Below are 25,684 nucleotides of genomic sequence, written 5' to 3' on the forward strand. Positions count from 1 at the left end.
TTTTGTTTGAATTCAATATAGTATTGATATATAGTTTCTTAAAATAAAAAAAAGAACCAATTTTAAAGAAAGACATACTATAACGACAAATTGTATTTAACCTCAAAACCATATTTAAATGAAAAAAACCTACTCCATTTTTATTTTTGGAACTTTGTTGCTGATTCTCGGATTTACCCAGCGGATTTTAGCACAACAAACATTCGTACATCCGGGTATCCCTTTTACCCTGGCTGATTTGAATCAGTTGAAAGCGAACATTACCCAAGAGCCCTGGCTTTCGGCTTACAATGCATTTAAGAATGACAGCCATTCCAAACTAAGTTACACTCCTGGTACACCACAGGCAACCGTAAGCCGTGCTCCAAACCTGAACAATGAACAATGGAAAAGCGATATGCTTGCTATACATAACCTAGCATTTATGTGGTGGTTTACCGGTGATACTGCTTATGCCCAAAAAGCAACCAGCATACTTGATGGATGGGCTGTAACCAATACTGTATGGGAAGGTAACGAATCCATGCTGGACATTGGAGACTATGCCCAATACTGGGCCACAGGTGCCGAAATACTAAGATATACTTATCCCGGCTGGACTCAGGCAAATACAGACCATGTAGAAAACTATTTTTCTCAGGTGTTATTCCCTACTTCCTGGGTACCTTATCCATTACGCGACCAGAACAAAGGAGCTCTTCAACTTAAAATCGCGCTTGGCGCAGCCATATTTTGCAACGATGTTACCAAATTTAATCAAGCCATTGAAGTTTACAGAATGGACGCTGGTGGAGGTATGCGTAACTCACTGCCTAACGGTGAAGTTGGAGACACAGGCCGTGATGACCACTGGCGTGTGCAGGCTGCAGCTCTGGCCTGGGGTGCAGAAGTTGCCTACAAACAAAATGTAGACATGTTTGCCGAATTGGACAATCGAGTATTGGCTATCGGAGAACTGTATCATAAATATGCCTTTGACGGAGCTACAATGACCTATGTTCCCTTTGGAGGTTATGCCAGTTATTGGACTAATTGGGGAATTCAGCCCGGAGCTAGAGCTGGAGACATGACCAATCTTATCTACAGTGCCTATAATGTGCGTAAAGGAATAGCAACCCCTCAAACCGACAGGATGAGGGCTGCTTTGGGCGGTGCCGGTGGTGATTTCTTGTATCTAAAATCCTCGGATACTTCTACCGCAGTTAGTTTGTCTCCCGTGTATTATCCTGCCGATCATGTGCAACCAGTGAGCAACTTGACCAATATAGATATCGGCAATACCGGACTGGCAGGCAGCGCTTCATGCAGTAATGGGATTTGGACTCTTAAAGGTGCTGGAACTTCTACCAGTACTGCTTTTAGTTTTAATTTCAAAAAAGTTAGTGGTGATACCGGTCTGGTAGTAAAAGTGGATAATATGTCGCTAACTACCGGAGGTTCTGGAGTCATGTTACGCGAATCTCTAGCGCCCGGTTCTGCATTCTGGGATATTTATCTTGGCGCTAACGGCGGAGTCGGTAAGCATTGGCAGCCCAAAGCCCCCTGGTGGTTAAAAATTGAACGTGTAGGCACCCGCATATTCACCTATCATTCGCAGGATGGTATAAATTGGACTAATCTTAGTTGCTGGTATTCTGCCACTGGTTTCCCAACTAATTTGTATGCAGGGTTTTATACCATCTCTAATAATACATCGGCGCAGAATACTGCAACATTTAGTAATGTAGCCTATAGTCAAACTGCCCCAACGGGATCACCAGAGATTAGCAGTGCTACCACGACTACAGCTACCCTAGGTGCGTCTTTCAGTTATAGCATCATTGCCAGTGCCAGTCCATCTTCTTACAGTGCCAGCGGATTGCCTGCAGGATTAAGCATCAATACGTCTACCGGGGTTATTTCCGGCACTCCAACGGCAATAGGGCAATCAGTGGTTACTTTGGGTACTACTAATGCCAGCGGAACAGGCACAGCCACTTTGATTTTAAATATAAACAACAACACAGCTCCTGCAGCTCCGTCAGGAGTAACTGCGGCTGTAAATAACGTTACCCGTATCAGTATTTCATGGCCTGCGGTAACTAACGCCAGCAGCTACACGGTTAAAAGATCCCTTTCTTCCAGCGGTCCATTTACTGCTATACAAACAGGCATCATCGGAACATCGTTTATTGATGCAAGTCCACAGCCAGAGGTTAGCAATTACTATGTGGTAACTGCCCTGGCAGGAACTTTAGAAAGTGGTAACTCCAATGTAGTTTCCGCCTCGGTACCACCTGCCGTGCCATCTATGCCTATTGTAGTTAATAATAGTAACTCAATTGGTTTGAGCTGGAATACAGCTTCTGGGGCAGTTACCTATAAAGTAAAACGAGGAACCGTAAGCGGAGGCCCATACACAACCTTGGCAACTGTTTCAACTACCAGTTATACAGATACCAACGTTAGCAGTGGAAGTCCTTATTATTATGTAGTATCTTCTATGGGTAATACCCTTGAAAGCGCTAATTCAACCGAAGCATTTGGCGTACCCGGAGCCAGTACCAGAACCTGGAATCCTACTCCAGTTAGCACGAATCTGAATTTGGCTGCCAACTGGCTTGAAAATGCCCTCCCGGTAAACCCGGCAATTTTGACACTGGGCGCAACCAGCGATTCAATTGTAGTGAACGATATCAACGGTTTGGTAGCTTCAAGAATTCAATTTGCATCAGATGCAAATGCCTATACTATTTCAGGTAATTCTTTAACGCTTAAGAACGATCTGATTAACAACTCATCATCAAGCCAAACTTTAACTACTCCCCTAATACTAACAGACCCGTTAAATATTAATACAGCAACCAATAATGTAGTTTTAAATGGAGGAATTAGTGGCACTGGGGTAGTAACAAAATCAGGAGCATCTAATTTGTACATCATAGGAAATAATAACTCTTATTCGGGAAATACAATAATTAAGAGCGGTATTCTTGCCGCAGCCGGCTTGGGTACTGGAACACCAAGCACCCCTACCGCCGGACCTTTAGGAATTGGTAAAATCATTTTGAACGGAGGTTCGCTACAGGCTACTGCCGGAGGCGATTTAAACCTGTATAACGACATAGAAGTGCTGCTTGGAAACAGAAGCTATATGTATGAAGATGTTAATTCCATAACGCTTCGTGGAAAATTATTAGGTAGTGGAACCGTAGAACATGACGGAAATGATTATGCCGGCCTTAATCTCTTGGGCGACAACAGCGAATTTACAGGAACTTTCATCTCTAAATTGAGAAGTGGTAAACAAAGGATACGCTTTGGAATTCCCAATTCCGGAAGTGCAAAGGCAACCTGGTTATTAGATGCCAATGGGATTGATTGCCAAGGTATAGGCTTTGCAAGCGGGACATTAAATTTTGGTGCCCTTAACGGACGTGGTTATATTCGTGCTGACGGGGGCGGTGCACCAGTTATCAGCATTGGTGCCCTGAATACGTATTCCAGCTATGGCGGAACCATTAACGGTAATGGCACCAATCTGACCGTTGAAAAGGTAGGTACAGGTACTTTAGAAATGTGGGGAAATCAAGCCTACAGCGGAACTACTACCGTGAAAAAAGGAAAATTGTTAATAAACAATAATGGAACCAGTGGCGTTTTTATTAGTCCAATAATTGTAGAAGAAGGTGCTTTGGGAGGCTTCGGTTTAACTCAGGCTTCGGCAACTCTTGGAACTGGTAGCGGTGCAGGTGCCATATTAGAACCCGGTTTTTTAACCATTGGTACCTTAAGTGTTGGTGCTCTTACATTAAAAGCAGATGCTACTTATACCCCAGAAATAAATTTGGGTACAGCTATTGGAGATCAAATTAAAGCCACGAGTGTAACTCTAACAAACAGTCCTCTTTTAACTCCAATTAGCATTGCCGGAACCTTGCCTTTCGGAACCTATTATACCATAATTAACAATACAGGAACAGGAGCAATAACTGGAACATTTAATGGCTTACCAGAATGGGCTTCGATTACAGTAGGCGGTTATAGCTTCATCATTACCTATGTAGGAGGTGATGGAAACGATGTGGTTTTAATGGACGCACGTGCCATAGGCCAAACCTACTATAAATTTAATGAGGCAAGCGGAACTCAGGCAACAGACACCTGGGGAACTAATCACGCTACTTTGCAGGCAACAGCAACGCGTGATACCGGTCGTGGAGGATCTGCGCTTAAGCTGGATGGTACTTCTACCTCTTATGCTACCTTGCCAACAGGTATTGTAAGTACGCTAACCGACTTTACCATATCTACCTGGGTAAAAATGGATGTTAAATCTAACTGGATGCGGGTATTCGACTTCGGTACCGGCACCAGCAAGTATATGTTTTTATCCATCCAGGCAGGAGGCGCCAATGTGATGCGTTATGCTATTAAAAATGGAGGATCAGAGCAACAGCTGAGCTTTACTTATACCCTGCCATTGAATACCTGGACGCATTTTGCTATTACCCAATCTGGAAATACCTGTAGTATGTATATTAATGGGGCTTTAGTTGCTACCAATACCGGCGTAACTATCAAGCCTTCTACGATAGGAAGCACTACTTTAAATTATCTGGGTAAATCGCAGTTTAGCGATCCTTTGTTTAAAGGTTCTATTGATGAGTTTAAGATCTTCAACAGGGCTTTAAGTGCATCTGAAATTGCTGCTAGTCACTTAAGCCAAACCATAACTTTGGCTGCTACTGCACAAAAAGCAATGGGAGATGCTGATTTTGAACCTGCTACCGTTTCTTCAGCTCTTCCGGTAACCTACAGCAGTTCGAATGAGTCGGTTGCAAGCATCGTTAATGGTAAGGTTCATATTCTAGCTGCCGGAACTGCAACCATTACTGCTACACAGGATGGAAATGAAATTTACTGGCAAGCCCCATCACAAACACAAGTTTTAACAATTGTTAAGAAAGATCAAACTATTAGTTTTGCCGCAATTGGAACGAAAACAATTGGAGACGCAGATTTTGATCCTTCTGCTACCGCTTCTTCAGGCCTTGCAGTAGCCTACAGCAGTTCGGATGAATCCGTTGCAAGCATCGTTAATGGTAAAGTTCATATTCTTGCTGCCGGAACTGCAACTATTACTGCTTCGCAGGCTGGAGATAATGTTTACGCAGCAGCCCCATCACAAACGCAAGTTTTAACGGTTGTTAAACAAGCGCAGACAATTAGTTTTGCCGCAATTGGAACGAAAACAATTGGAGACGCAGATTTTAATCCTTCTGCTACCGCTTCTTCAGGCCTTGCGGTAATATACACGAGTTCGGATGAATCCGTTGCAAGTATCGTTAATGGTAACATTCATATCCTTGCTGCCGGAACTGCAACTATTACTGCTACACAGGCTGGGGATAATATTTATGCAGCAGCTCCATCACAAACACAGGTTTTAACGGTTGTTAAACAATCACAAACAATTAATTTTGCCGCAATTGAAACCAAACTACTTGGAGATGCCGATTTTGATCCTTTAGCTACCGCTTCTTCAGGCCTTACAGTAAACTACACCAGTTCCAATGGATCAGTCGCAAGTATAGTAAATGGTAAAATTCATATTCTTGGCACCGGAACTGCAACAATTACTGCTTCGCAAGCCGGAAATAATACTTATGCAGCAGCTCCATCACAAACACAGGTTTTAGCGGTTGTCATCACCAATAATACTGCACCGACTGCTGTAATGGGCACTCCGTTTACCTATACCATTACCAATAATTCATCATTAAATAATTTAACGGCAACTGGACTGCCTGCCGGTTTAAGTTTAAATACCAGTACTGGTGTAATATCTGGTATTCCTACTGAATATGGTACTTTTTCTGTGGCTTTAACCTCTTCCAACGGCAGCATTTCTGGTTCACAAAATATTACTGTGACAGTATATACTATTGTAAACAATCTTATAGTTGCTTCAGGTGATGCTAAAAATATCATTGAATGGGATGCTATCCAGAATTTCAGTTACAATATTAAACGCTCCACTACTTCAGGTGGAACTTATACAAGCATCGGAACCACTTCCGGTACCACATTTACGGATACCAATGTAAGTAATGGAAGTACGTATTACTATGTAATTTCTGTCAACAATTCGCTTGGCGAAAACCCTAATAGTGCGGAAGTAACAGCAACACCCAATACCGGGCAAATTACTTACCTGAAATTTGATGAGGCAAGTGGAACGAGAGCTATTGACAGTTGGGGAGCAAGCCATGCTACTTTACAGGCAACAGCAACCCGAGATGCCGGCCTTTCGGGCACAGCGCTTAAGCTGGACGGCACTTCAACCTCTTATGCCACTTTGCCAACCGGTATTGTAAGTACGCTAAACGACTTTACCATATCCACATGGGTAAGAATGGATGTTAAAGCTAACTGGATGAGGGTATTTGACTTTGGTACAGGAACGAGTAAATATATGTTTTTAACCATTCAGGCCGGAACTGCTAATATTATGCGTTATGCCATTAAGAATGGAGGATCGGAGCAACAGGTTAGCTTTACTTATACTCTGCCGTTGAATACCTGGACGCATTTTGCCATTACACAATCCGGAAATACTTGTACTTTGTATATCAATGGAACTGCCGTTGCTTCTAATACTGGTGTTACTATTAAGCCATCAACTATTGGTAGTACTAACTTGAATTATCTGGGAAAATCACAGTTTAATGACAATATGTTTAAAGGATCTATTGATAAATTTAAAATATATAGTAGGGCATTAAGTGCAACAGAAATAGTTGCAGAACAAAATCAGCTTACTCAAAAAAAGGACAATAACACTATTAAAGATGACTTATCAACAAACAATGATGTGATAATAAAAAATACTGTTATTTATCCTAACCCCGTGGTGAATAATCGATTTTCTATTGCAACCAATACTGAATTAATTGGAAAAGAAGTACAAGTAAAATTAGTTGATTTTGCAGGACGAACTGTTTACTTAAAATCAATTAAAAATAATACTGGCACTATCGATGTGGTTTTAAATCAGCCTCTAGTTAATGGTATTTATATCTTAATTTTGAATAATCAATATTCTGCTAAAGTTTTTATAAAATAATAAACTCAGCATTACCTTAAACAAAAGCCGTTTCAAGAGCATGATAATCTTGAAACGGCTTATTTATTTAATTTAAATATCTTCTTGAAAAATTCTGATTTCCTTAATTATCCTCTTTCTTAACTACAGCTTCTCTATTATAAAAAACATATTAAAAACTATTTCCAAACACAATAATATTTTTCAAATTAACAATCAATTACATATAAAATTACATTAAATATTTTTTTATTATTAAAAAACAACAAAAAAACACAATTACATCAGCATGGTTCAGAACAGTTAAATGGTTTTAAAGCAATAATTTTGTTTGGTTACTAAAGACAAGATTGACACATAGTCTTTTAAAAATATAAACATAAAAAAAAATTGCCTATGACAGAATAAGAAATATAAAACCTAAACAAACTTGCCATTATGTTAATACAATATCAAGAGCAAGCATACTTAAAAGAATACAATTGAATCCAACACTACTATTTTGTATTTCTCTAAACGATCCTAAAATACAGCCTCCTATCTTTTTTCTTTATATAAAAAAAGACCTAAGGTTAAGTTGTATAAATACCACAAAAAATTATATCTAAAAACAAATCAATGAAAAAATTTTACTCCCTTTTCATGTATGGAATTTTGTTTCTGATTCTCTGTTTTACCCAGCAGATTTCAGCACAACAAACGTTTGTACATCCGGGTATTGCCTTTAATCAGGCAGATCTGGATCAGCTAAAGGTTAACATTACAAAAGAACCCTGGCTTTCAGCTTATAATACTTTTAAGAATGATAGTCATTCACAATTAAGTTATGTTGGATCACCGCAGGCAACAGTAAGCCGTGCCCCAAACTTAAATAACACCACATGGATAAATGATATGATTGCTGTTCACAATCTGGCATTTATGTATGTTTTTACCGGTAATGTGGCTTACGCCCAAAAAGCTACCAGCATACTTGATGGCTGGGCAGTAACCAATACCAGCTGGGGCGGCAATGAATCTATGCTGGATATTGGCGATTATGCCCAGCACTGGTCTATTGGTGCAGAAATACTTCGTTATACTTATCCAGGATGGACTCAGGCCAATACGGATCACGTAGAAAAGTATTTTTCCGAAGTATTATTTCCTACTTCATGGGTACCTTATCCATTACGCGACCAGAACAAAGGAGCACTTCAACTTAAAATTGCTCTGGGGGCATCCATTTTTTGTAATGATGCCACTAAATTCAATCAGGCGATTGAAGTTTACAGAATGGATGCCGGAGGAGGTATGCGCAACTCACTGCCTAATGGAGAAGTGGGAGATACTGGCCGCGACGACCACTGGCGTGTACAAGCTGCAGCTTTGGCCTGGGGTGCTGAAGTTGCCTACAAACAAAACATAGATATGTTTTCCGAGTTGGACAATCGAGTATTGGCTATCGGCGAATTATACCATAAATATGCCTTTGACGGAGCTTCAATGACCTACATCCCCTTTGGAGGTTATGCCAGTTATTGGACCAGCTGGGGAATTCAACCCGGAGCAAGAGCAGGCGACATGACCAATCTAATCTATAGTGCTTATAATGTACGTAAAGGAATCCCAACCCCTGAAACCGACAGGATGCGAGCTGCTTTGGGTGGTGCAGGTGGCGATTTTTTATATTTAAAATCTTCGGATACTTCTACAGCGGTTAGTTTGCCACCTGTTTATTATCCTGCCGATCACGTGCAGCCGGTAAGTAACCTGACCAATATAGATATCGGTAATACAGGAATGGCAAGCAGTGCTTCGTTCAATAATGGAATATGGACGCTTAAAGCCGCCGGAACTTCCACTAGCACTGCTTTTAGTTTCAATTTCAAAAAAGTTAGTGGTGATGCCGGTCTGGTAGTAAAAGTGGACAATATGTCGCTCACTACAGGAGGCTGCGGTGTGATGTTACGTGAATCACTGGCGCCCGGTTCTGCATACTGGGATCTTTTTCTTAACGCTACAGGCGGTGCCGGAAGACATTGGCAACCCAAAGCTCCCTGGTGGTTAAAAATTGAACGTGTTAACACCCGTATATTTGTATATCATTCGCAGGATGGTGTTCACTGGACTAATGATGGTTGCTGGTATTCACCTACTGGTTTCCCAACTAATTTGTATGCGGGATTTTATACCCTTTCTAATAATACATCAGCACAAAATACTGCTACATTCAGCAATGTAGCCTATAGTCAAACCGCACCAACCGGATCTCCAGAAATTAGCAGTGCTACCACAGCCACAGCTACCATTGGTTCGCCTTTCACTTACAGCATCATAGCCAATGCCTCTCCATCATCTTACAGTGCCAGCGGTTTGCCTGCAGGACTTAGTATTGATACAGCTACCGGAATTATTTCAGGTACAGCTACGGAGTTAGGACAAAGCGAAGTTACCATAACAGCTACCAATGCCAATGGAACAGGCGCAGCCACTTTAATCCTTAAAGTGATTAATAGTGAAGCACCTGCAGCTCCAACTTCAGCAATAGCATCGATTATTAATACTACACAAATTAAACTTAACTGGACAGCTTCAGCTAATGCTACCAGTTATTCCGTGAAACGTTCGCTAACACCGGGTGGTCCCTATACAACTATCCAGACAGGTATTACGGGAACCACTTTTACAGATGTAAGTCCTACACCTGAAGTGAATAACTATTATGTAATTACGGCTCTTACAGGAGAGCAAGAAAGCGGGATTTCTAATGAAGTTTTTGAGTCAGTTCCTCCTGCAATTCCGGGACGTCCTGTATCAACTAATCATAATGACCGTATCAGCCTAACATGGGATACTGCTTTAGGCGCTTCTTCATACAAAGTAAAACGTGGTACCGTAAGTGGTGGTCCTTATACAACGATTGCAACTGTTAGCACTAACAGCTATGAGGACACAAATGTTACCAGTGGTAATCCCTATTACTATGTGGTTTCTTCTTTAGGAGCTACACAGGAAAGTGGCAATTCTGCAGAAGCCTTTGGTGTACCGGGCGCAAATTCTTCGGTATGGAGTCCAACGCCTCTTAGCAATTCATTTAATCTGGCAACTAACTGGGTTGAAAATACTCTTCCGGTAAACCCTGCCATATTAACCTTCAAGGCAACTACTGATTCAATTGTAAACAACGATATAAATGACCTGATAGTTTCAAGACTTCAATTCGAATCCGAAGCTGATGCCTATACTATTTCAGGGAATGGTTTAAATCTAAAGAATGATCTTGTAAACAATTCATCAAGTACTCAAACTTTAACTACTCCACTACTGTTAACTGACCAACTTAATGTTAATACAGTTGGTAATACAGCTTTAGAGGGTATGATAAGTGGTACCGGTTCCTTAATGAAATCCGGATCAGGTATTTTATACATCAATGGAAGCAATAGCACTTATTCAGGAAACACAATTATTAGGAGCGGTACTGTAACTGCATCGGGATTAGGAACAGGAACTCCAAGTAATCCTACAGCAGGTCCTTTCGGAGTTGGCAAGATCCAACTCAATGGCGGAAAACTGCAGGCTCCACCAACAGCCGAGCTCAAATTGTATAATGACATAGAAGTGCTGCCTGAAAACAGAAGTTTTATGTATGAAGATGTTTATGCAATAACTCTTTACGGAAAACTATTAGGTAGTGGAACACTGGAACATGACGGAAATGATTATGCCGGACTTAATCTCCTAGGCGATAATAGTCAATTTACAGGAACTTTTATCTCTAAACTGAGAAGTGGTAAACAAAGGATACGTTTCGGAATTCCGCAGTCAGGAAGTGCAAACGCAACCTGGTTGTTGGATGCCAATGGGATTGATTGTCAGGGCATCGGTTTTGCAACTGGAACGCTAAACTTTGGTGCTCTTAACGGTCGTGGTTATATCCGTGCCGATGGGGGCGGTGCGCCAGTCATCAGTATTGGTGCCCTCAATACGTATTCCAGTTATGGCGGGACCATTAACGGTAATGGCACTAATCTAAGCGTTGAAAAGGTAGGTACAGGCACTTTAGAAATGTGGGGAAACCAGGCCTACACCGGAACTACTACTGTAAAAAAAGGAAAATTATTGATAAACAATAATGGAACAACTGGGGTATTTGTTAGTCCAATAATTATAGAAGAAGGTGCACTGGGAGGTTTCGGACAAACTCAGTCATCAGCAACTCTTGGAACTGGTAGCGGAGTAGGTGCTATATTAGAACCTGGATTTTTAAAAGTTGGTACTTTAAGTGTTGGTGCTCTTTCTTTAAAAGCGGATGCTACCTATACTCCGGAAATTAATCTGGGTACAGCTACTGGTGATCAAATTAAAGCCACTAGTGTAAACTTACTTAACAATACTGTTTTAGCTCCAATCAGCATTGCGGGTACATTGACTACAGGAACAAATTATACAATAATAGACAATACAGGAACACTTGCTATTAATGGTACTTTTAAAAATTTACCTGAAATGTCTCTTGTAAAAATAGGTGGTTATGATTTCCGTATTACTTACATAGGAGGTACGGGTAACGATGTGGTACTACTAGATGACCGTACTGTAACTGTTGCAATTACAAGTACGTTAGAGCAAACTACACTTATTGGAAAACCGTTCTCTTATACTATTACAGCTATCAAATCACCAACCAGCTTTAACGCTACTGGATTACCTGTTGGTTTAAGCATAGATACTACTACTGGTATAATTTCAGGAACTCCAACAGTACAAGGAATTTTTTCTGTTACACTTACTGCTTCAAATGAAACTGCATCTAATACTAAAATTTTATCATTAAAAGTATTAAATACTGTAGTTGATGGTCTAATAGTAGCGGCTGGTGATGCTAAAAACATCATCGAATGGAACCCTATTTTGGACTTTAGCTATAATGTAAAACGTTCGACAACTTCAGGAGGACCTTATACTACTGTTGGAACTGTTACGGGATCAAAATTTACTGATACTAATATCACTAACGGAACTGCTTATTATTATGTAGTGTCTTCAATTGACAGTACGGGCGAAAATCCTAACAGTACTGAAGTAAAAGCAACTCCAAATATCGGGCAAGTTACTTACTTGAAATTTGACGAATTAACTGGAACACGTAGCATTGATAGTTGGGGTGCCAATCACGGTACATTAAACACTACTGCAAGTCGCAGTGAGGGCAGAAATGGACAAGCCCTAAAACTAGACGGAACCGCTACTTCTTATGCTACCCTTCCAGCCGATATAGTAAGTACATTATCCGATTATACTATATCCTCATGGGTAAAAATGGATGCTTTGGCGAACTGGATGCGTGTATTTGACTTTGGAACAGGAACATCTAAGTACATGTTTTTATCCGTACAAACAGGAACCGCAGGTCAGGTTCGTTTTGCAGTTAAAAACGGAGGCTCATCAGATGTGGGTATAACGTATAATTACGCCGTCCCTCTAAATACCTGGACACATTTTGCAATTACACAGTCAGGTAATACCTGTAGCATGTACATTAACGGGGCATTAGTTGCCACTACCAGCCTTTCAATTTACCCTTCAACAATAGGCAGTATGAACCAGAATTATCTGGGTAAATCTCAATGGGCCGACCCTATGTTTAAAGGTGCAATTGATGAATTTAAGATATATAGCAGAGCTTTAAGTGCATCCGAAATTGCAGGAGCTTATCAAAACCAAACCATAACACTGAATTCAATTGCGCAAAAAACATTTGGGGATGACGATTTTGATCCTGCTGCAACCACTACTTCAGGTCTTCCGGTAACGTACAGCAGTTCAAATGAATCTGTGGCAACCATTGTAAACGGTAAAGTTCATGTTGTTTCTACCGGATCTACAACTATCACTGCTTCTCAAGCAGGAAATAGCGTATACTGGCCGGCAGCATCACAATCAAAAGTTTTAACAGTTGTTATTACAAATGATACGCAACTTACTACTTTAATTGGCAAACCATTTACTTATACCATTAGTAACAAAACACTAAGTAATTTTACTGCAACTGGTTTACCTGCTGGTTTAAGCGTTGACAGTGTTACAGGAATAATATCTGGTACTCCAACACAATTTGGTACTTTTTCAGTAACCTTAACTGCTACTAACGGTAGCAATACAGGTTCACAAATAATAACTTTAACAGTACAAAATAATGTAGTAAGCAATGTTATCGTGGCGTCTGGTGATGCTAAAAACACCATCGAATGGGATGCTATCCAGAATTTCAACTATAACATAAAACGTTCTACTACTTCTGGTGGACCTTATACTACTATTGGAAATACTGCGGGTACAAAATTTACCGATACAGCTGTTACTAATGGAACTTCTTATTACTATGTAGTTTCTTCTGTTGACGGTACTACAGAAAATTCTTCGAGTACAGAAGTAGTTGCAACGCCAAATCTTGGTCAAGTTACTTACCTGAAATTTGACGAAACAAATGGAACTCGAGGTATCGACAGCTGGGGAGCTAACCATGGAACATTGGCAGCCACAGCGACTAGAGATACAGGCAAATACAGCCAGTCTCTTAAACTGGATGGAACAGCCAATGCTTATGCTACGTTGCCAACTGGAATTGTCAGCACACTAAATGATTTTACCATTTCAACATGGGTAAGAATGGATGCGAAGGCAGCCTGGATGCGTGTATTTGATTTTGGTATCAGCGCTACATCACCTGTCAAGTATATGTTTTTGACAATTCAGGCAGGGACTAACCTTATGCGTTATGCTATTAGAAACGGTGGTTCAGAACAACAAGTAACTGCTACCTATACCCTACCGCTGAACACTTGGACTCATTTTGCAATTACACAGTCAGGAAGCACCTGTCGTATGTACATTAATGGAGCTTTGGTAGCTACTAATACTGGTGTAACAATTAAACCGTCTACAATAGGTAGTACCAATCAAAACTATTTGGGTAAATCACAGTTTAATGACAATATGTACAAAGGTTCAATTGATGATTTTAAGATTTATAGTAAAGCATTAAGTGCTACAGAAATTGCTGAAACTGCTAAGTTAAACCAGTCCATTACCCTTGCATCAACTTTACAAAAAGAAATGGGTACTGCTGATTTTTCTCCAGCAACAGCAACTTCAGGACTGGCAATTAGTTATACCAGTTCAGATAATGCTGTAGCGAGTATCGTAGATGGAAAAGTGCATATTGTTGCTCCTGGAACCTCAACTATTACCGCTTCGCAGGCAGGAAATACAGATTACAATGCTGCACAAACGCTAACACAAGTTTTGACAGTAGTAAAAAAAGGACAGACTATTGATTTTGCTGCAATTCCAGCTAAATTGATTAGCGATGCTGATTTTGATGCTGGAGCTGTTGCCTCTTCAGGACTTCCTGTAACATATAGCAGCTCAAACACGGCTGTAGCAACAATTGTGGATAACAAAATTCATATTATAGCCGCAGGTTCTGCTGTAATCACAGCATCACAAGCGGGAAATGACAGCTACAATGCTGCAACTTCAGTTGCAAAACCGCTAACCGTTAATAAGACGTATTATTTAGATACCGATCATGATGGTTTTGGTTCAACTACCAGTGCTTTATTTTCAGTAAATATTGTTCCTGAAGGTTATGCTATCAACAATACTGATTGTAATGATAGCGATGCGACTGTTCATCAGCCAATTCAATATTATGTTGATGCCGACAAGGATGGATTTGGATCAACTACAACAGCAATGTTATGTTCGTCAGTAGCCACTGAAGGTTATACTACCAACAACACCGATTGTAATGATATCGATGCTACTGTTCATCAGCCAATTCAATATTATGTAGATGCCGACAAGGATGGATTTGGATCAACTACAACAGCAATGTTATGTTCGTCAGTAGCCACTGAAGGTTATACTACCAACAATACCGATTGTAATGATAATGATGCGACTGTTCATCAGCCAATTCAATATTATGTAGATGCCGACAAGGATGGATTTGGATCAACTACAACAGCAATGTTATGTTCGTCAGTAGCCACTGAAGGTTATGCTACAAACAATACCGATTGTAATGATAATGATGCGACTGTTCATCAACCAATTCAGTACTATGTAGATGCCGACAAGGATGGATTTGGATCAACTACAACAGTAATGTTATGTTCGTCAGTAGCCACTGAAGGTTATGCTACCAACAATACCGATTGTAATGATAATGACGCGACTGTTCATCAGCCAATTCAGTACTATGTAGATGCAGACAAAGACGGTTTTGGATCGACTACAACAGCAATGTTATGTTCATCTACTGCTCCTGAAGGTTATGCTACAAATAATTTTGACTGCGATGATAGTAAATTGTTATATGCCGATAATGATGGTGATGGCTTCGGTGCAGGTAATTCTGTAGCTTGTGGGGTAGCTAACAACACAGATTGTGATGACACTAATGCAGTTCAATTAACGGCAACTATTCCAAATGTGTATGCTCTTAATGCTGCTGTTGATGATAAAAACACTATTTATATTGGATATGGACCAACATCATTAAGTATTAGCGCAACTCCAGCAGGAGGAACAGCTCCATATTCTTATAAGTGGAATACCAACCATACAACAAAATCCATTGTAGCTTCAGCAGCTGGCACCTATACGGTGGTAGTGACTGACTCTAAAGGTTGTCAGACTACAGCATCTATTGTGGTTAACACTTTAAATGTACAATGTGGTAACTCTGGTGACAAAGTTATGATCTGCCATAATGGACAGGAAATTTGTGTGAGTACTAATTCGGTACAATCGCATTTGAATCATGGCGATAAACTGGGTTCTTGCAGTTATTTGTCAAGCAAAGAAACTGAAAAAGTTTTAATTAGTGATGAAAATGCTACTGAAAATATCAGCGTTTATCCTAATCCTGTTACCAGTGTATTGAATGTAAAAGTGAATGAAGTCCAAAGCGGTGCTACACTTGAACTTTATAATTCGATAGGAATGAAAGTACTGTCTCAAACTTTGAAAAGTACTACAGAAGTAATGTATTTAGATCAATTGCCTTCCGGAATGTATATCCTGAATATCAAAAATGGAAATATAATTACCGTGAAGAATATCATCAAAAAATAAGTTATTTTTCTAAAAACTGAAACCGTCTCTTGTGTAAAACTTGAGGCGGTTTTTTTGTTTTTGCTAATATGGTCAAAAAAGTTGGTGATTTTTCATTTGTAACATCAGCTGGAATAGTTTCTAAAGCTACTTTATTAAGTTTTTCTTCATTTATTCCTATAATGATTACTTTAGCACATACTAATTTGGCAATTTCTAGACCAATTCCAGAACCTCCTTGTACGCTCTTTTTAATTGCGCAATAATATTTTACTATTTGCCGAATTGATTATTCCAAAAGCAATTTTTGGAAAAAATCTGTTAATAACATATAATAATTTTGTATCACCCACCCGTATTGTAAATTTATCCTTTTTAAGACCGGAAATGAGAGCATTGACTAACTTTTCAGGAGTCATTTTTTTATCCTTTCTGCTTGCCGTCATTTCTGTTGCCACTACTGGTGGTAATAGTTCAAATACTTTTACGTTGCTATTTAGAACTTGTAGATGTACTCTTAATGTTTCTGTATAAAACCTCAATGCTACTTTTGATGCCGAATAAGTTGCTTCTAATATTGATGGAACATAACTTAAAATTGAAGTTGTGTTGATGATTGCACCTTCTTTTCTTGATTTCAACATATCTAAAAAAAGATTATTAAGACGAATTACTCCCAAGTAGTTTACATTGATTTCATTTTCTGCGTTCTGAATGTGCTTGTCATTAGTCAACCCAAGGTTAATAGGGTCACTTAATACCCCTGCATTATTGTATAAAATGTCAATTCCGCCCAATTCTTTCACTTGTTTATAAAGTTGAATCACATCGTCAGCCTTTGACACATCACTTTTAATAGTGGTAATGTTTGGGTATTTCTTTTTTACTTCATCAAGTCTTACTTGATTTCTACCTGTAATTATTACCTTGGCACCATTAGCCAAGAATTGCTTAACAGATTCTAATCCAATTCCAGCTGTTCCGCCAGTAATTAATATTGTTTTCCCTTTTAATTCCATTTTTATTTCCTTTTTAATTTATTATTTAACTTTTTCCCAAAGCGGTTCTTCCTAGTAAAGATATACCTATGTAACCTCTAATATTAAGCTTTCCTTTTTCTAACTTCATTGTACAACTATACGTTTTACCACTGTAAGTATCATAAATTTCGCCGCCATCCCAAACACCATCATTGTACTCAAAATCTTTAAGCATTATCAAGTCTTTTAGATTACGTGACCGAAGTTTTTCATTTTTGTTTTTCACATCTTTTTTAGAGGTTTTCCCATCAGCTTCATACATTGTTTTGCCCCAAATCAATTTTCTGAAATATTTATCCCCAGACTTGTAAATTTCAATTTTCACATCTTTTTCTTCGCTCAACCAAGTACCTACTATTTTATCTGAAGGAGCGTTTTGTGCTGTAGCATGAGAAATTGTTAGGATTAACAGCGTTAATGCTAAATATATTTTTTCATATATTTTATTTTTAAAATCTATTTTTTAACCAACATTTTCAAGATAAGACATTGCCATTTAAACAAATAAATGACAATGCTTTCTTTAACTTAAATATTCACTACAATTTTACCAACAGTTCTACCTTTTTCTAAATACAGATGGGCCTCACCCATTTCATCAAAAGAAAATATTTTTGAAACGTGTGATTTTAGTATTCCTTTTTCCATTAACTGTGCAATTTGCAACATATTATCAGCCGATGACTGTACAAGTAAAAATGATAAATTCACATCTTTTGATTTTGCTTTTTCAAGTTCTTCATTAGAGATATTGCTATTTGCAATTGAAACAATTGTTCCACTTTGTTTTGTTATATCTAATGATTTTAAAATAGTATCGCCTCCAATGGTATCTAACACAAAATCAACGTCTGAAACTATGTCCTGAAAATTTTCTGTTGTATAATCTATATGTTTATCTGCTCCATTTTGCAAAACAAATTCTTTGTTTTTTGCTGATGAAGTACCTATTACATAAGCTCCAAAATGTTTAGCAATTTGTGTGGCATAGTGTCCAACACCGCCCGACGCTGCGTGAATTAACACTTTGTCTCCTTTTTTTACATTACCTTTTTCTACCAAAGTTTGCCAAGCCGTAAGTGCTGCAAGTGTAGCCGATGCTGCTTCTTGATGAGAAACATTTCTAGGTTTTAAGGTTAAATGTGCTGATGGTACTGCAACAAATTCAGCATAAGCATTTCCTTTTCCCGGGAAATTTGCCATTCCAAAAACAGCATCACCAACTTTGAAATCGGTTACGGCATCACCAACTTCAACTATTGTTCCTGACAAATCCCAACCTATAACTGCAGGTCTATCTGCACCGAGAATCCAATTTAATGCCCCATCATTTGATCTTACTTTATAATCAACTGGGTTGACACTTAATGAAATTGTTTTTACCAAAACTTCATTATCCTTAATTGTTGGTTTTACAATATCTACAAATTGTAAATTATCAACACTGCCTGCTTCATTTAATATTATTGCTTTCATTTTTGTTTTTAAGATTACTTTGTTTTTAGATTATTTTACTTTTATAACCACCTTGCCTTTGGTTCTACCCGATTCTACATAAGCCATTGCATCGTTGGTTTGTTCAAATGGAAATACTTTGTCAATAACTGGTTTTATAACACCTGACTCTATGAGCTGGGTAATTTGTTCTAATTGGCTTCCTTCTGCTCTCATAAACAAGAACTTGAAAGTAGTATTTAGTTTCTTTGCTTTTTTCTTTGCACCGGAACTTATCAATGTTGTTACTAATTTTAAATACCAGGGCAAACCAATTTCTTCTGAAAACTCTGGAGTAGGTGGTCCCACCAGTGAGATCAATTGTCCGCCGTATTTTAAAATGCGTAATGATTTTTCAAGTATTTTGGGGTCACGATTGCTATGCAACACCAAATCGTAATCTTTAAGTTTGGTTTCAAAATCTTCTGTTTTATAGTCAATTACTAAATCTGCACCAAGTCTTTTTACTAAATCTATATTAGTTGTACTTGTAGTTGTTGCCACAAAAGCTCCCAGATGTTTAGCCAGTTGGATAGCAAAAGTACCCACACCTCCGGAACCAGCCTGAATGAAAACTTTTTGTCCTTCTCTTAGCTTTCCAATTTCAACAAGAGCCTGCCAGGAAGTTAATCCAACTAATGGAATGGAAGCTGCTTCTTCCATAGTAAGATTTTTAGGTTTTATAGCTAAGTCAGATTCATTGACAGCAATGTATTCAGCAAAAGTGCCTATCCTGTAATCTCCTACTCTTGAATAGACTTCATCACCAATCTTAAAATTCTTAACACCAGAACCAACTTTAACAACAGTTCCAGCCATATCGTGACCGTTTATGATTGGTGTCTTGTACGGCAAAAAGAGTTTGAATTCTCCCAGCTTTATCATGGAATCTAAAAGATTGACAGCTGCTGCTTGTATTTGAACCAAAACCTCATTTTCTTTCGCAATTGGTTCCGCTACTTCGGTAAGTTGTAATTTTTCTTTTTTACTGTATTTTTTTATTATAAATGCTTTCATCTTATTTTATTTTAAAAACTATTTAATTTTTTGAGAACATTTTTTTCTAAAATTCCATAGGCAAAGTGTTGTAAATTGATCAGGGTAGATGTACCTTTTCCAACAATGTTTCTAAATTTAGGATTTTTTGCTTGGACTACTTTAAGCACTTTTTCTGCTACCATTTTAGGATCTTCGGCTTGCTCTACTAAATCGTTAGTAAATTTTTCAATTTTTCCTCTTAATGAATTGTAATCTTCAATTTGTGCAATCGGGGAAGATGAATTATCTGCAATGCTTGTTTTAAAAGCAGCGGGTTCAATCATGGCTACACTAATATTAAACTCATTCAATTCATAACGCAATGATTTGAAATACCCTTCTAATGCGTGTTTGGAAGCTGCATAATAAGCAGCATTAGGGAATGAAACAAGCCCAATAATTGAACCCACAGTAATTATTTTACCAAATTTTTGTTTTCTAAAATGCGGTAATACAGCGTTAGTTACCTTGATAGTTCCCCAAAAGTTGGTTTCTAATTGTTTCCTTCCTAACGCTATAGGTATTTCTTCTGCAATACCCGACACTAAAAAGCCTGCGTTATTTATGAGAATATCTAACCGACTTATTTCCTTAAAAATTCTTTCAGAAAAAGTGTTTATTGATTCTTCTGAATCAAGATCTAAAGCTATCATTTTGAATGGTAATGATGTATACTTTTCAGGGTTTCTGCTTGTACCAATTACGTTGTACCCTTTTTTATGCAGCTCGTTTGCAATTAGTAAACCAAAACCTGATGATGCACCTGTTATTAAAATTGTTTGTTTCATAATTATTTTATTTTATAAATTAGTTTTTAGACTTTTTGGTATATTTCATAAGCTATTTCACTGATTTTTCTGTTTTATTCTAATTCATTATAAATAAACCAAAAAGTATATTTTAAGCCAAAAAAAATTAAACTGAATAATTCTCTAATTCGGCTTTCAGACTTTTTATCAATCCCTGCATAGGTTTTGCAGTGTTCATAATGCGGCACATAACAACTGCTCCTTCAATTGCAGCAACAGCCTTGAAAGCATAAATTTCAGGTATCAGGTCATTAGAAAACTCCCCATTTTGAATACCTTGTTTTAAAATTTCAACAAACATATTTTGGCCTTGTCTAAATACTTCGGCTATTTTTTCCTTAACACGAGGAAAATTATCGTCCGATTCAACGGCCATATTAATTAAAGGACAGCCTCCTTTAATATGAGTTTCTATTGGGTCTTTATAAAAATCAAAATAGTTAAAAATTTTACCTTTAGCTGTTTTCTCTTTACTGATCATTGAAACTAATTTTTTAGAATTATTTTCAATCATATAATCAATAACCTGCAAGGAGAGATCTTCTTTGTTTTCAAAATGGCCATAAAGACAGCCTTTTGTTAATTTTGTAGCATCAAGGACATCATCAATATTTGCTCCTGAAATTCCCTTTTGATTATAAATTGGAGCCGCGGTTTCAATAATAAATTGTTTTGTTCTTTCAGCTTTTGTCAACATCGTACTATTATTTTACAGGACAAAAATATACTAAAAAGTCTATTTTGTAAAATATTTTAATCTTTTTATAAATATTTTAACTTTATACTAATGCTTTTTTTCGAAGAAAATAAATTTCGCATCAATTTTATTTGGTTTTGTAGTTTGTAAAATACCCCTTTTATAAAGAAGCATAATAGAGTAAAATTCAGCAATGAAGCAGAAATCTTTCAAGGTTTATTGAAAAATCGGAATCTTTTGAAACAGAAAAAGGCTGCCTTTTTTGGACAACCTCTCTAAATTTATCTAAAAAAATGATTACTATTTTGTTTTCGAAAAAATAATTCCTTCAACATGTTCCCCTACAAAGAAATTTGCCATATCAGACGTCTTAAACCATTTAGGCTTATTTGGCATATCGTCGTAGATTACAACACCATTGATAGTAAGATTTTCAAAAACCACATCTTTCACTTTTCTGTTGCTGTCATAGCCCGCAATTATAGATGTTCCGGCATTCACACCATTGTAAGTAATATCTTTGAAAAGAACATTTTCCACTCCCCTACCTGGTGACGTACAATATTTGCTGTTAAAAAATACTCGGATATTTACAAGTTGTCCCTGTCTGAAATCTTCAATTCTGATATTCTCAAATTTTACATTTCTAATCAGGTTGCTGTCTCCTGCATTTAGACTCATACAACCCTGGTAATCAAGTTGTCGTTCTTTGTGATCCAATATATCTATGTTTTTATAGGTCAGATTTTCAAGAATTTCCGGATTGGGCGTGCTACCGTGTGTTCCTATCAAAATAGGATGACCTACATCTGCCCAAAGTGTGGAATTTTGCATAGTAATATTAACACAGCCACCTTTAAAACCACCTCTGGTTCCGTACACAGTGGTACAATCGTCGGAATTTCTGTTAAACGAGCGGTCAATGAGAACATTAGTACTGGATATAACATTCATTCCATCGCCCCACCCAAAATAACTGATTACCTTTACATTTCGAATAGTAACATTATCCGATCCTCCGGTGAAACACTGGGTACTAAATAGTCCTTCGACCTCAACATTTTTAGAGTTGGCTATAGAAATGCCTCCTTTTATGGACTGATCGACCATACCGCTACCAAACACTTTTACATTTTGGACATTTTCAATCCTAATCTTCCCCATAATAATAGCACCGCCGTCTACATATACTGTTGATCCAGAAGGAACCATCAGTTTACCGTCTGGTATGTTATGAATCCCTGGACCAAAATAAATCAGTTTTTTATCCTTTTTATCTGGCACATAAGTACTTATAGGATTCGCAAAAAGATGCAGATTGTGCATAATATCTCCATTAACCTCTATTGACAAATTGGATGGCTTATTTAACTTAAACGTCAAAGTATTTCCGTTTACATCATGCTTAATTCCATAAGATAAAGGTCGTATTCTGGAAGTATTGATAAGTCCGTGGTTAAAAGTGACAGAAACTTCTACTTCACCCGAAAAGTCAAAATAACTCATTGACGCATTCTGCACATTATGACCGTTGTCTTTTACTTCGTCTACCTTAATCGAATGTTCCGCTAAATCCTGCCATTTTCCACCCGGGACACGAACCTTGACCGAAAAATCTGTGTTTTGTAATGCATCTTTCGGAGCAGTATAGGTAATTAGGTTATTTTGTACTTCAACTCCAGCATACAGCATATTTCCTAAAAACAGCAATAGACCAAAATGAAATAGTTTTTTAATGTTCTTCATAATACTTTAGCAAATTATATAAATTTAAATTAATTAAGGTTCGCTTTTCTATTGCTGCTTAAAAACCGTTTCCTGCAATTCTTCCAAAGTTTTTCCTTTGGTTTCAGGCATCATAAACATCACAAAAAGCAACTGGAAAACCATCATTACGGCAAAGATTAAAAACACCGTTCCTGCCCCGATGGTCGAGAATAAAAACGGTACCATCGACGGTATAATCGCTGCCAATACCCAGTGTGTGGAAGAACCAAATGCCTGTCCGCTGGCTCTAAGATGATTCGGGAAAATTTCAGAAATGAAAACCCAGATAACCGCTCCCTGTCCGATAGCATGTGAGGCGATGAACATAAATAAGAAAATAGGAACTGCCATTCCCTGCCATTTTAAGAAAAAGGCAACTGAAACCAAACCAAGCGAAATAATGTAACCTACAGAACCAATGTACATCAATACCTTACGTCCTAAAACATCAATCAAAAACACTCCTAAAAGAGTAAAAACCAAATTGGTTAAACCAATTCCGATACTGCTCATCAGGGCTGCACTCTCTTCTAATCCTGCTTCGGCAAAAATCCTTGGGGCATAATACAGAAACGCATTAATACCGGATAACTGATTGAAAAGCGCAATCAAAAAGGCTAATATCAAAGGGAATCTATACTTCTTTAAAAAGATGGTTTCTCCTTTTACATGATTATCTTCACCTACATGAAACTCCGCCATCAATTCCTCAATTTCAGCGTCAGGATTAATTTGTTGCAATACTTTCTTTGCTTCCTCATTTCTGGATTTAGACAACAGCCATCTTGGGCTTTCCGGAATTGCAAAAACGATTATCATATAAAAAAAAGACGGAAAAGCCATTACCCCAATCATCCAGCGCCAGGCATTTTCTCCAACGTCTCTCAATAAATAATTAGATAAAAATGCTATTAAAATTCCCAGTACAATATTAAACTGGTACAAGGAAACCAAGCGTCCTCTGTCTTTTGCAGGTGCAATCTCAGAAACATAAGCAGGTGCCGCTATGGTAGAAGCTCCAATTCCTAAACCTCCTAAGAATCTAAAAAAAGCAAAAACATAAGGATCATTGGCTAAAGATGAACCAATCGCTGAAACCAGAAACAAAACCCCAATCCAGATTAATGTTTTCTTTCTTCCTAAGGCATTGGTAGGAATTCCTCCAAAAATAGCTCCAATCACAGTACCCCATAATGCCATTGCCATAACTACCGAACCGTGAAAAACATCAGAAGTATGCCATAGCTCCTGTAATTTTTTATCGGCACCCGAAATCACAACGGTATCAAAACCAAATAAGAAACCGGCCAGAGCTGCCGTAATAGACCATAAAAGTATTTTATTCATAATGTTTGTTTATTTTTTAGACAGTAAAAAAATCCTGTTTATAGATTAGTTGTTATTATTTTTTAGCAACAATTGCTTTATTACTTTGAAGCGGAGCTAAAATATCTTTCCCTGATTTCAATTTTTTCAAACGTACTAAAGCTTCCACATAATAATAATCGGCATAAATAATCGAATAATCTATTTCGCTTTTGTTAGGATAATGTCCTGTTGAATGCAATAAAAAAGAAGGATTAGCATTACCGCTTTGGTATCTTGAACTTGATAATTCGGCTAGCATGGCTTCAGCCTTATCCAAATAAGTTTTGGCCAATGCTTTATCTTTTGTATAGGTTGATAATTCTATCAATCCCGAAGCGACAAGTGCAGCAGCAGAAGCATCTCTAGGTTCTTTAGTTAAATTTGGTGCATCAAAATCCCAATACGGAATCAAATCTTTAGGCAAACGGTCTAAATATACTTTGGTCACTTTGTGGGCAAAATCCAAAAATTTAGGATCCTTGGTTTCTCTATACACCATCGTATAACCATAAATGGCCCAACCCTGACCTCTGGCCCACATACTGTTATCAGCATATCCCTGATGCGTCATTCCTTTTATTTTTTTACCGGTAACTGTATCATACACCACCACATGATACACAGAGTAATCTTTTTTGAAATGATTGTTCATCGTCGTTTCGGCATGTTTTACAGCCATATCGTATAAGGATTTACTGCCTCCCATTTTTGACGCTTCAAACAACATTTCCAAATTAATCATATTGTCTATGATGGTATTGTGAGGCCAATTCTTCTCTTTCACCATTCCCGGCCAGGACAAAATGGTTCCTACCTTAGGATTGAACAAAGTAGCCAAAGTATCGGCTGTTTTCAGAATAATATTTTTATAATCTTTATCTTGGGTCAATCTCAATCCATTTCCAAAACTGCAATATACCTGAAAACCTAAATCATGGTCAGTTGCCGAACGAATCGATAAAGGAGTCAGAAAACGGGAATACTTATCCGCCTGTTTTTTTAAAACAGAGTCTCCGGTATATTCATATAAATACCATAATGTCCCTGGCCAAAATCCACTTGTCCAATCCTCATAACCTACATAATTCCATGTCTTGGCACCCGGAGCAATATTTCTGGGAATTGCCAAACTATCTGGTGCAGCTGCAAGAGTCTTGTTAGCTTGTGTAACACAATAGGCTAAGTTTTTATCAATATCAAACGCTTTTGGTTTCTTGTTTTGGCAACTGGCCATTGCAATTGTCATTGTCATGGCAAAAATTAATATCTTTTTCAT

At 37.9% G+C, this 25,684-nt stretch carries 11 protein-coding genes; 2 read left to right on the forward strand and 9 right to left on the reverse strand.

Annotated elements, in window-relative coordinates; genetic code table 11:
• Nucleotides 1–118: 118 nt before the first annotated feature.
• Nucleotides 119–7,108, forward strand: a complete 6,990-nt coding sequence (locus EOD40_RS16260; protein ID WP_128197337.1) for a LamG-like jellyroll fold domain-containing protein — start codon at nucleotides 119–121, stop codon at nucleotides 7,106–7,108.
• Nucleotides 7,109–7,705: 597 nt separating this feature from the next.
• The gene (locus tag EOD40_RS16265; protein ID WP_128197339.1) at nucleotides 7,706–16,216 is read left to right on the forward strand and encodes a LamG-like jellyroll fold domain-containing protein; all 8,511 of its coding nucleotides are present in this window, start codon (nucleotides 7,706–7,708) and stop codon (nucleotides 16,214–16,216) included.
• 230 nt (nucleotides 16,217–16,446) lie between these two features.
• Here EOD40_RS16265 and EOD40_RS16270 read toward each other — a convergent pair whose 3' ends face one another.
• The 9 genes from EOD40_RS16270 to EOD40_RS16310 all read right to left on the reverse strand — a co-directional run bounded on the left by EOD40_RS16270 (nucleotide 16,447) and on the right by EOD40_RS16310 (nucleotide 25,684).
• The gene (locus EOD40_RS16270) at nucleotides 16,447–17,214 is read right to left on the reverse strand and encodes an SDR family oxidoreductase (protein WP_128197341.1); all 768 of its coding nucleotides are present in this window, start codon (nucleotides 17,212–17,214) and stop codon (nucleotides 16,447–16,449) included.
• A gap of 25 nt (nucleotides 17,215–17,239) precedes the next feature.
• Entirely contained in the window at nucleotides 17,240–17,578 is a 339-nt protein-coding gene (locus EOD40_RS16275; protein ID WP_231129646.1) for a DUF2147 domain-containing protein, read from the reverse strand.
• A gap of 185 nt (nucleotides 17,579–17,763) precedes the next feature.
• Nucleotides 17,764–18,711 carry an NADP-dependent oxidoreductase gene (locus EOD40_RS16280; protein WP_128197344.1) on the reverse strand — a complete coding sequence of 316 codons (948 nt, stop codon included), beginning with the start codon at nucleotides 18,709–18,711 and terminating at the stop codon, nucleotides 17,764–17,766.
• 30 nt (nucleotides 18,712–18,741) lie between these two features.
• Nucleotides 18,742–19,746 (reverse strand): NADP-dependent oxidoreductase, encoded by a 1,005-nt coding sequence (locus EOD40_RS16285; RefSeq protein ID WP_128197346.1) that lies wholly within the window; start codon nucleotides 19,744–19,746, stop codon nucleotides 18,742–18,744.
• 11 nt (nucleotides 19,747–19,757) lie between these two features.
• Nucleotides 19,758–20,555: an SDR family oxidoreductase gene (locus tag EOD40_RS16290; RefSeq protein ID WP_128197348.1), complete on the reverse strand. Its 798-nt coding sequence runs from the start codon at nucleotides 20,553–20,555 to the stop codon at nucleotides 19,758–19,760.
• 127 nt (nucleotides 20,556–20,682) lie between these two features.
• Nucleotides 20,683–21,273 carry a TetR/AcrR family transcriptional regulator gene (locus EOD40_RS16295; RefSeq protein WP_128197350.1) on the reverse strand — a complete coding sequence of 197 codons (591 nt, stop codon included), beginning with the start codon at nucleotides 21,271–21,273 and terminating at the stop codon, nucleotides 20,683–20,685.
• Nucleotides 21,274–21,573: 300 nt separating this feature from the next.
• Nucleotides 21,574–23,019: a glycosyl hydrolase family 28 protein gene (locus EOD40_RS16300; RefSeq protein ID WP_128197352.1), complete on the reverse strand. Its 1,446-nt coding sequence runs from the start codon at nucleotides 23,017–23,019 to the stop codon at nucleotides 21,574–21,576.
• A gap of 48 nt (nucleotides 23,020–23,067) precedes the next feature.
• Nucleotides 23,068–24,387 (reverse strand): sugar porter family MFS transporter, encoded by a 1,320-nt coding sequence (locus EOD40_RS16305; protein WP_128197354.1) that lies wholly within the window; start codon nucleotides 24,385–24,387, stop codon nucleotides 23,068–23,070.
• Between the two features lie 55 nt (nucleotides 24,388–24,442).
• Nucleotides 24,443–25,684, reverse strand: coding sequence for a glycoside hydrolase family 88 protein (locus EOD40_RS16310; RefSeq protein ID WP_128197356.1), 1,242 nt, complete (start codon nucleotides 25,682–25,684; stop codon nucleotides 24,443–24,445).

Origin of the sequence: Flavobacterium sufflavum (assembly GCF_004016525.1) — a bacterium.
In the GTDB taxonomy this organism is placed as follows: Bacteria; Bacteroidota; Bacteroidia; order Flavobacteriales; family Flavobacteriaceae; genus Flavobacterium; species Flavobacterium sufflavum.

Coding starts and splice junctions, on each gene's coding strand:
- EOD40_RS16285 (WP_128197346.1), bottom strand. CDS start 19,746: ATGAAAGCATTTATAATAAAAAAATACAGTAAAAAAGAAAAATTACAA.
- EOD40_RS16270 (WP_128197341.1), bottom strand. CDS start 17,214: ATGGAATTAAAAGGGAAAACAATATTAATTACTGGCGGAACAGCTGGA.
- EOD40_RS16295 (WP_128197350.1), bottom strand. CDS start 21,273: ATGTTGACAAAAGCTGAAAGAACAAAACAATTTATTATTGAAACCGCG.
- EOD40_RS16265 (WP_128197339.1), top strand. CDS start 7,706: ATGAAAAAATTTTACTCCCTTTTCATGTATGGAATTTTGTTTCTGATT.
- EOD40_RS16305 (WP_128197354.1), bottom strand. CDS start 24,387: ATGAATAAAATACTTTTATGGTCTATTACGGCAGCTCTGGCCGGTTTC.
- EOD40_RS16280 (WP_128197344.1), bottom strand. CDS start 18,711: ATGAAAGCAATAATATTAAATGAAGCAGGCAGTGTTGATAATTTACAA.
- EOD40_RS16300 (WP_128197352.1), bottom strand. CDS start 23,019: ATGAAGAACATTAAAAAACTATTTCATTTTGGTCTATTGCTGTTTTTA.
- EOD40_RS16310 (WP_128197356.1), bottom strand. CDS start 25,684: ATGAAAAAGATATTAATTTTTGCCATGACAATGACAATTGCAATGGCC.
- EOD40_RS16290 (WP_128197348.1), bottom strand. CDS start 20,555: ATGAAACAAACAATTTTAATAACAGGTGCATCATCAGGTTTTGGTTTA.
- EOD40_RS16260 (WP_128197337.1), top strand. CDS start 119: ATGAAAAAAACCTACTCCATTTTTATTTTTGGAACTTTGTTGCTGATT.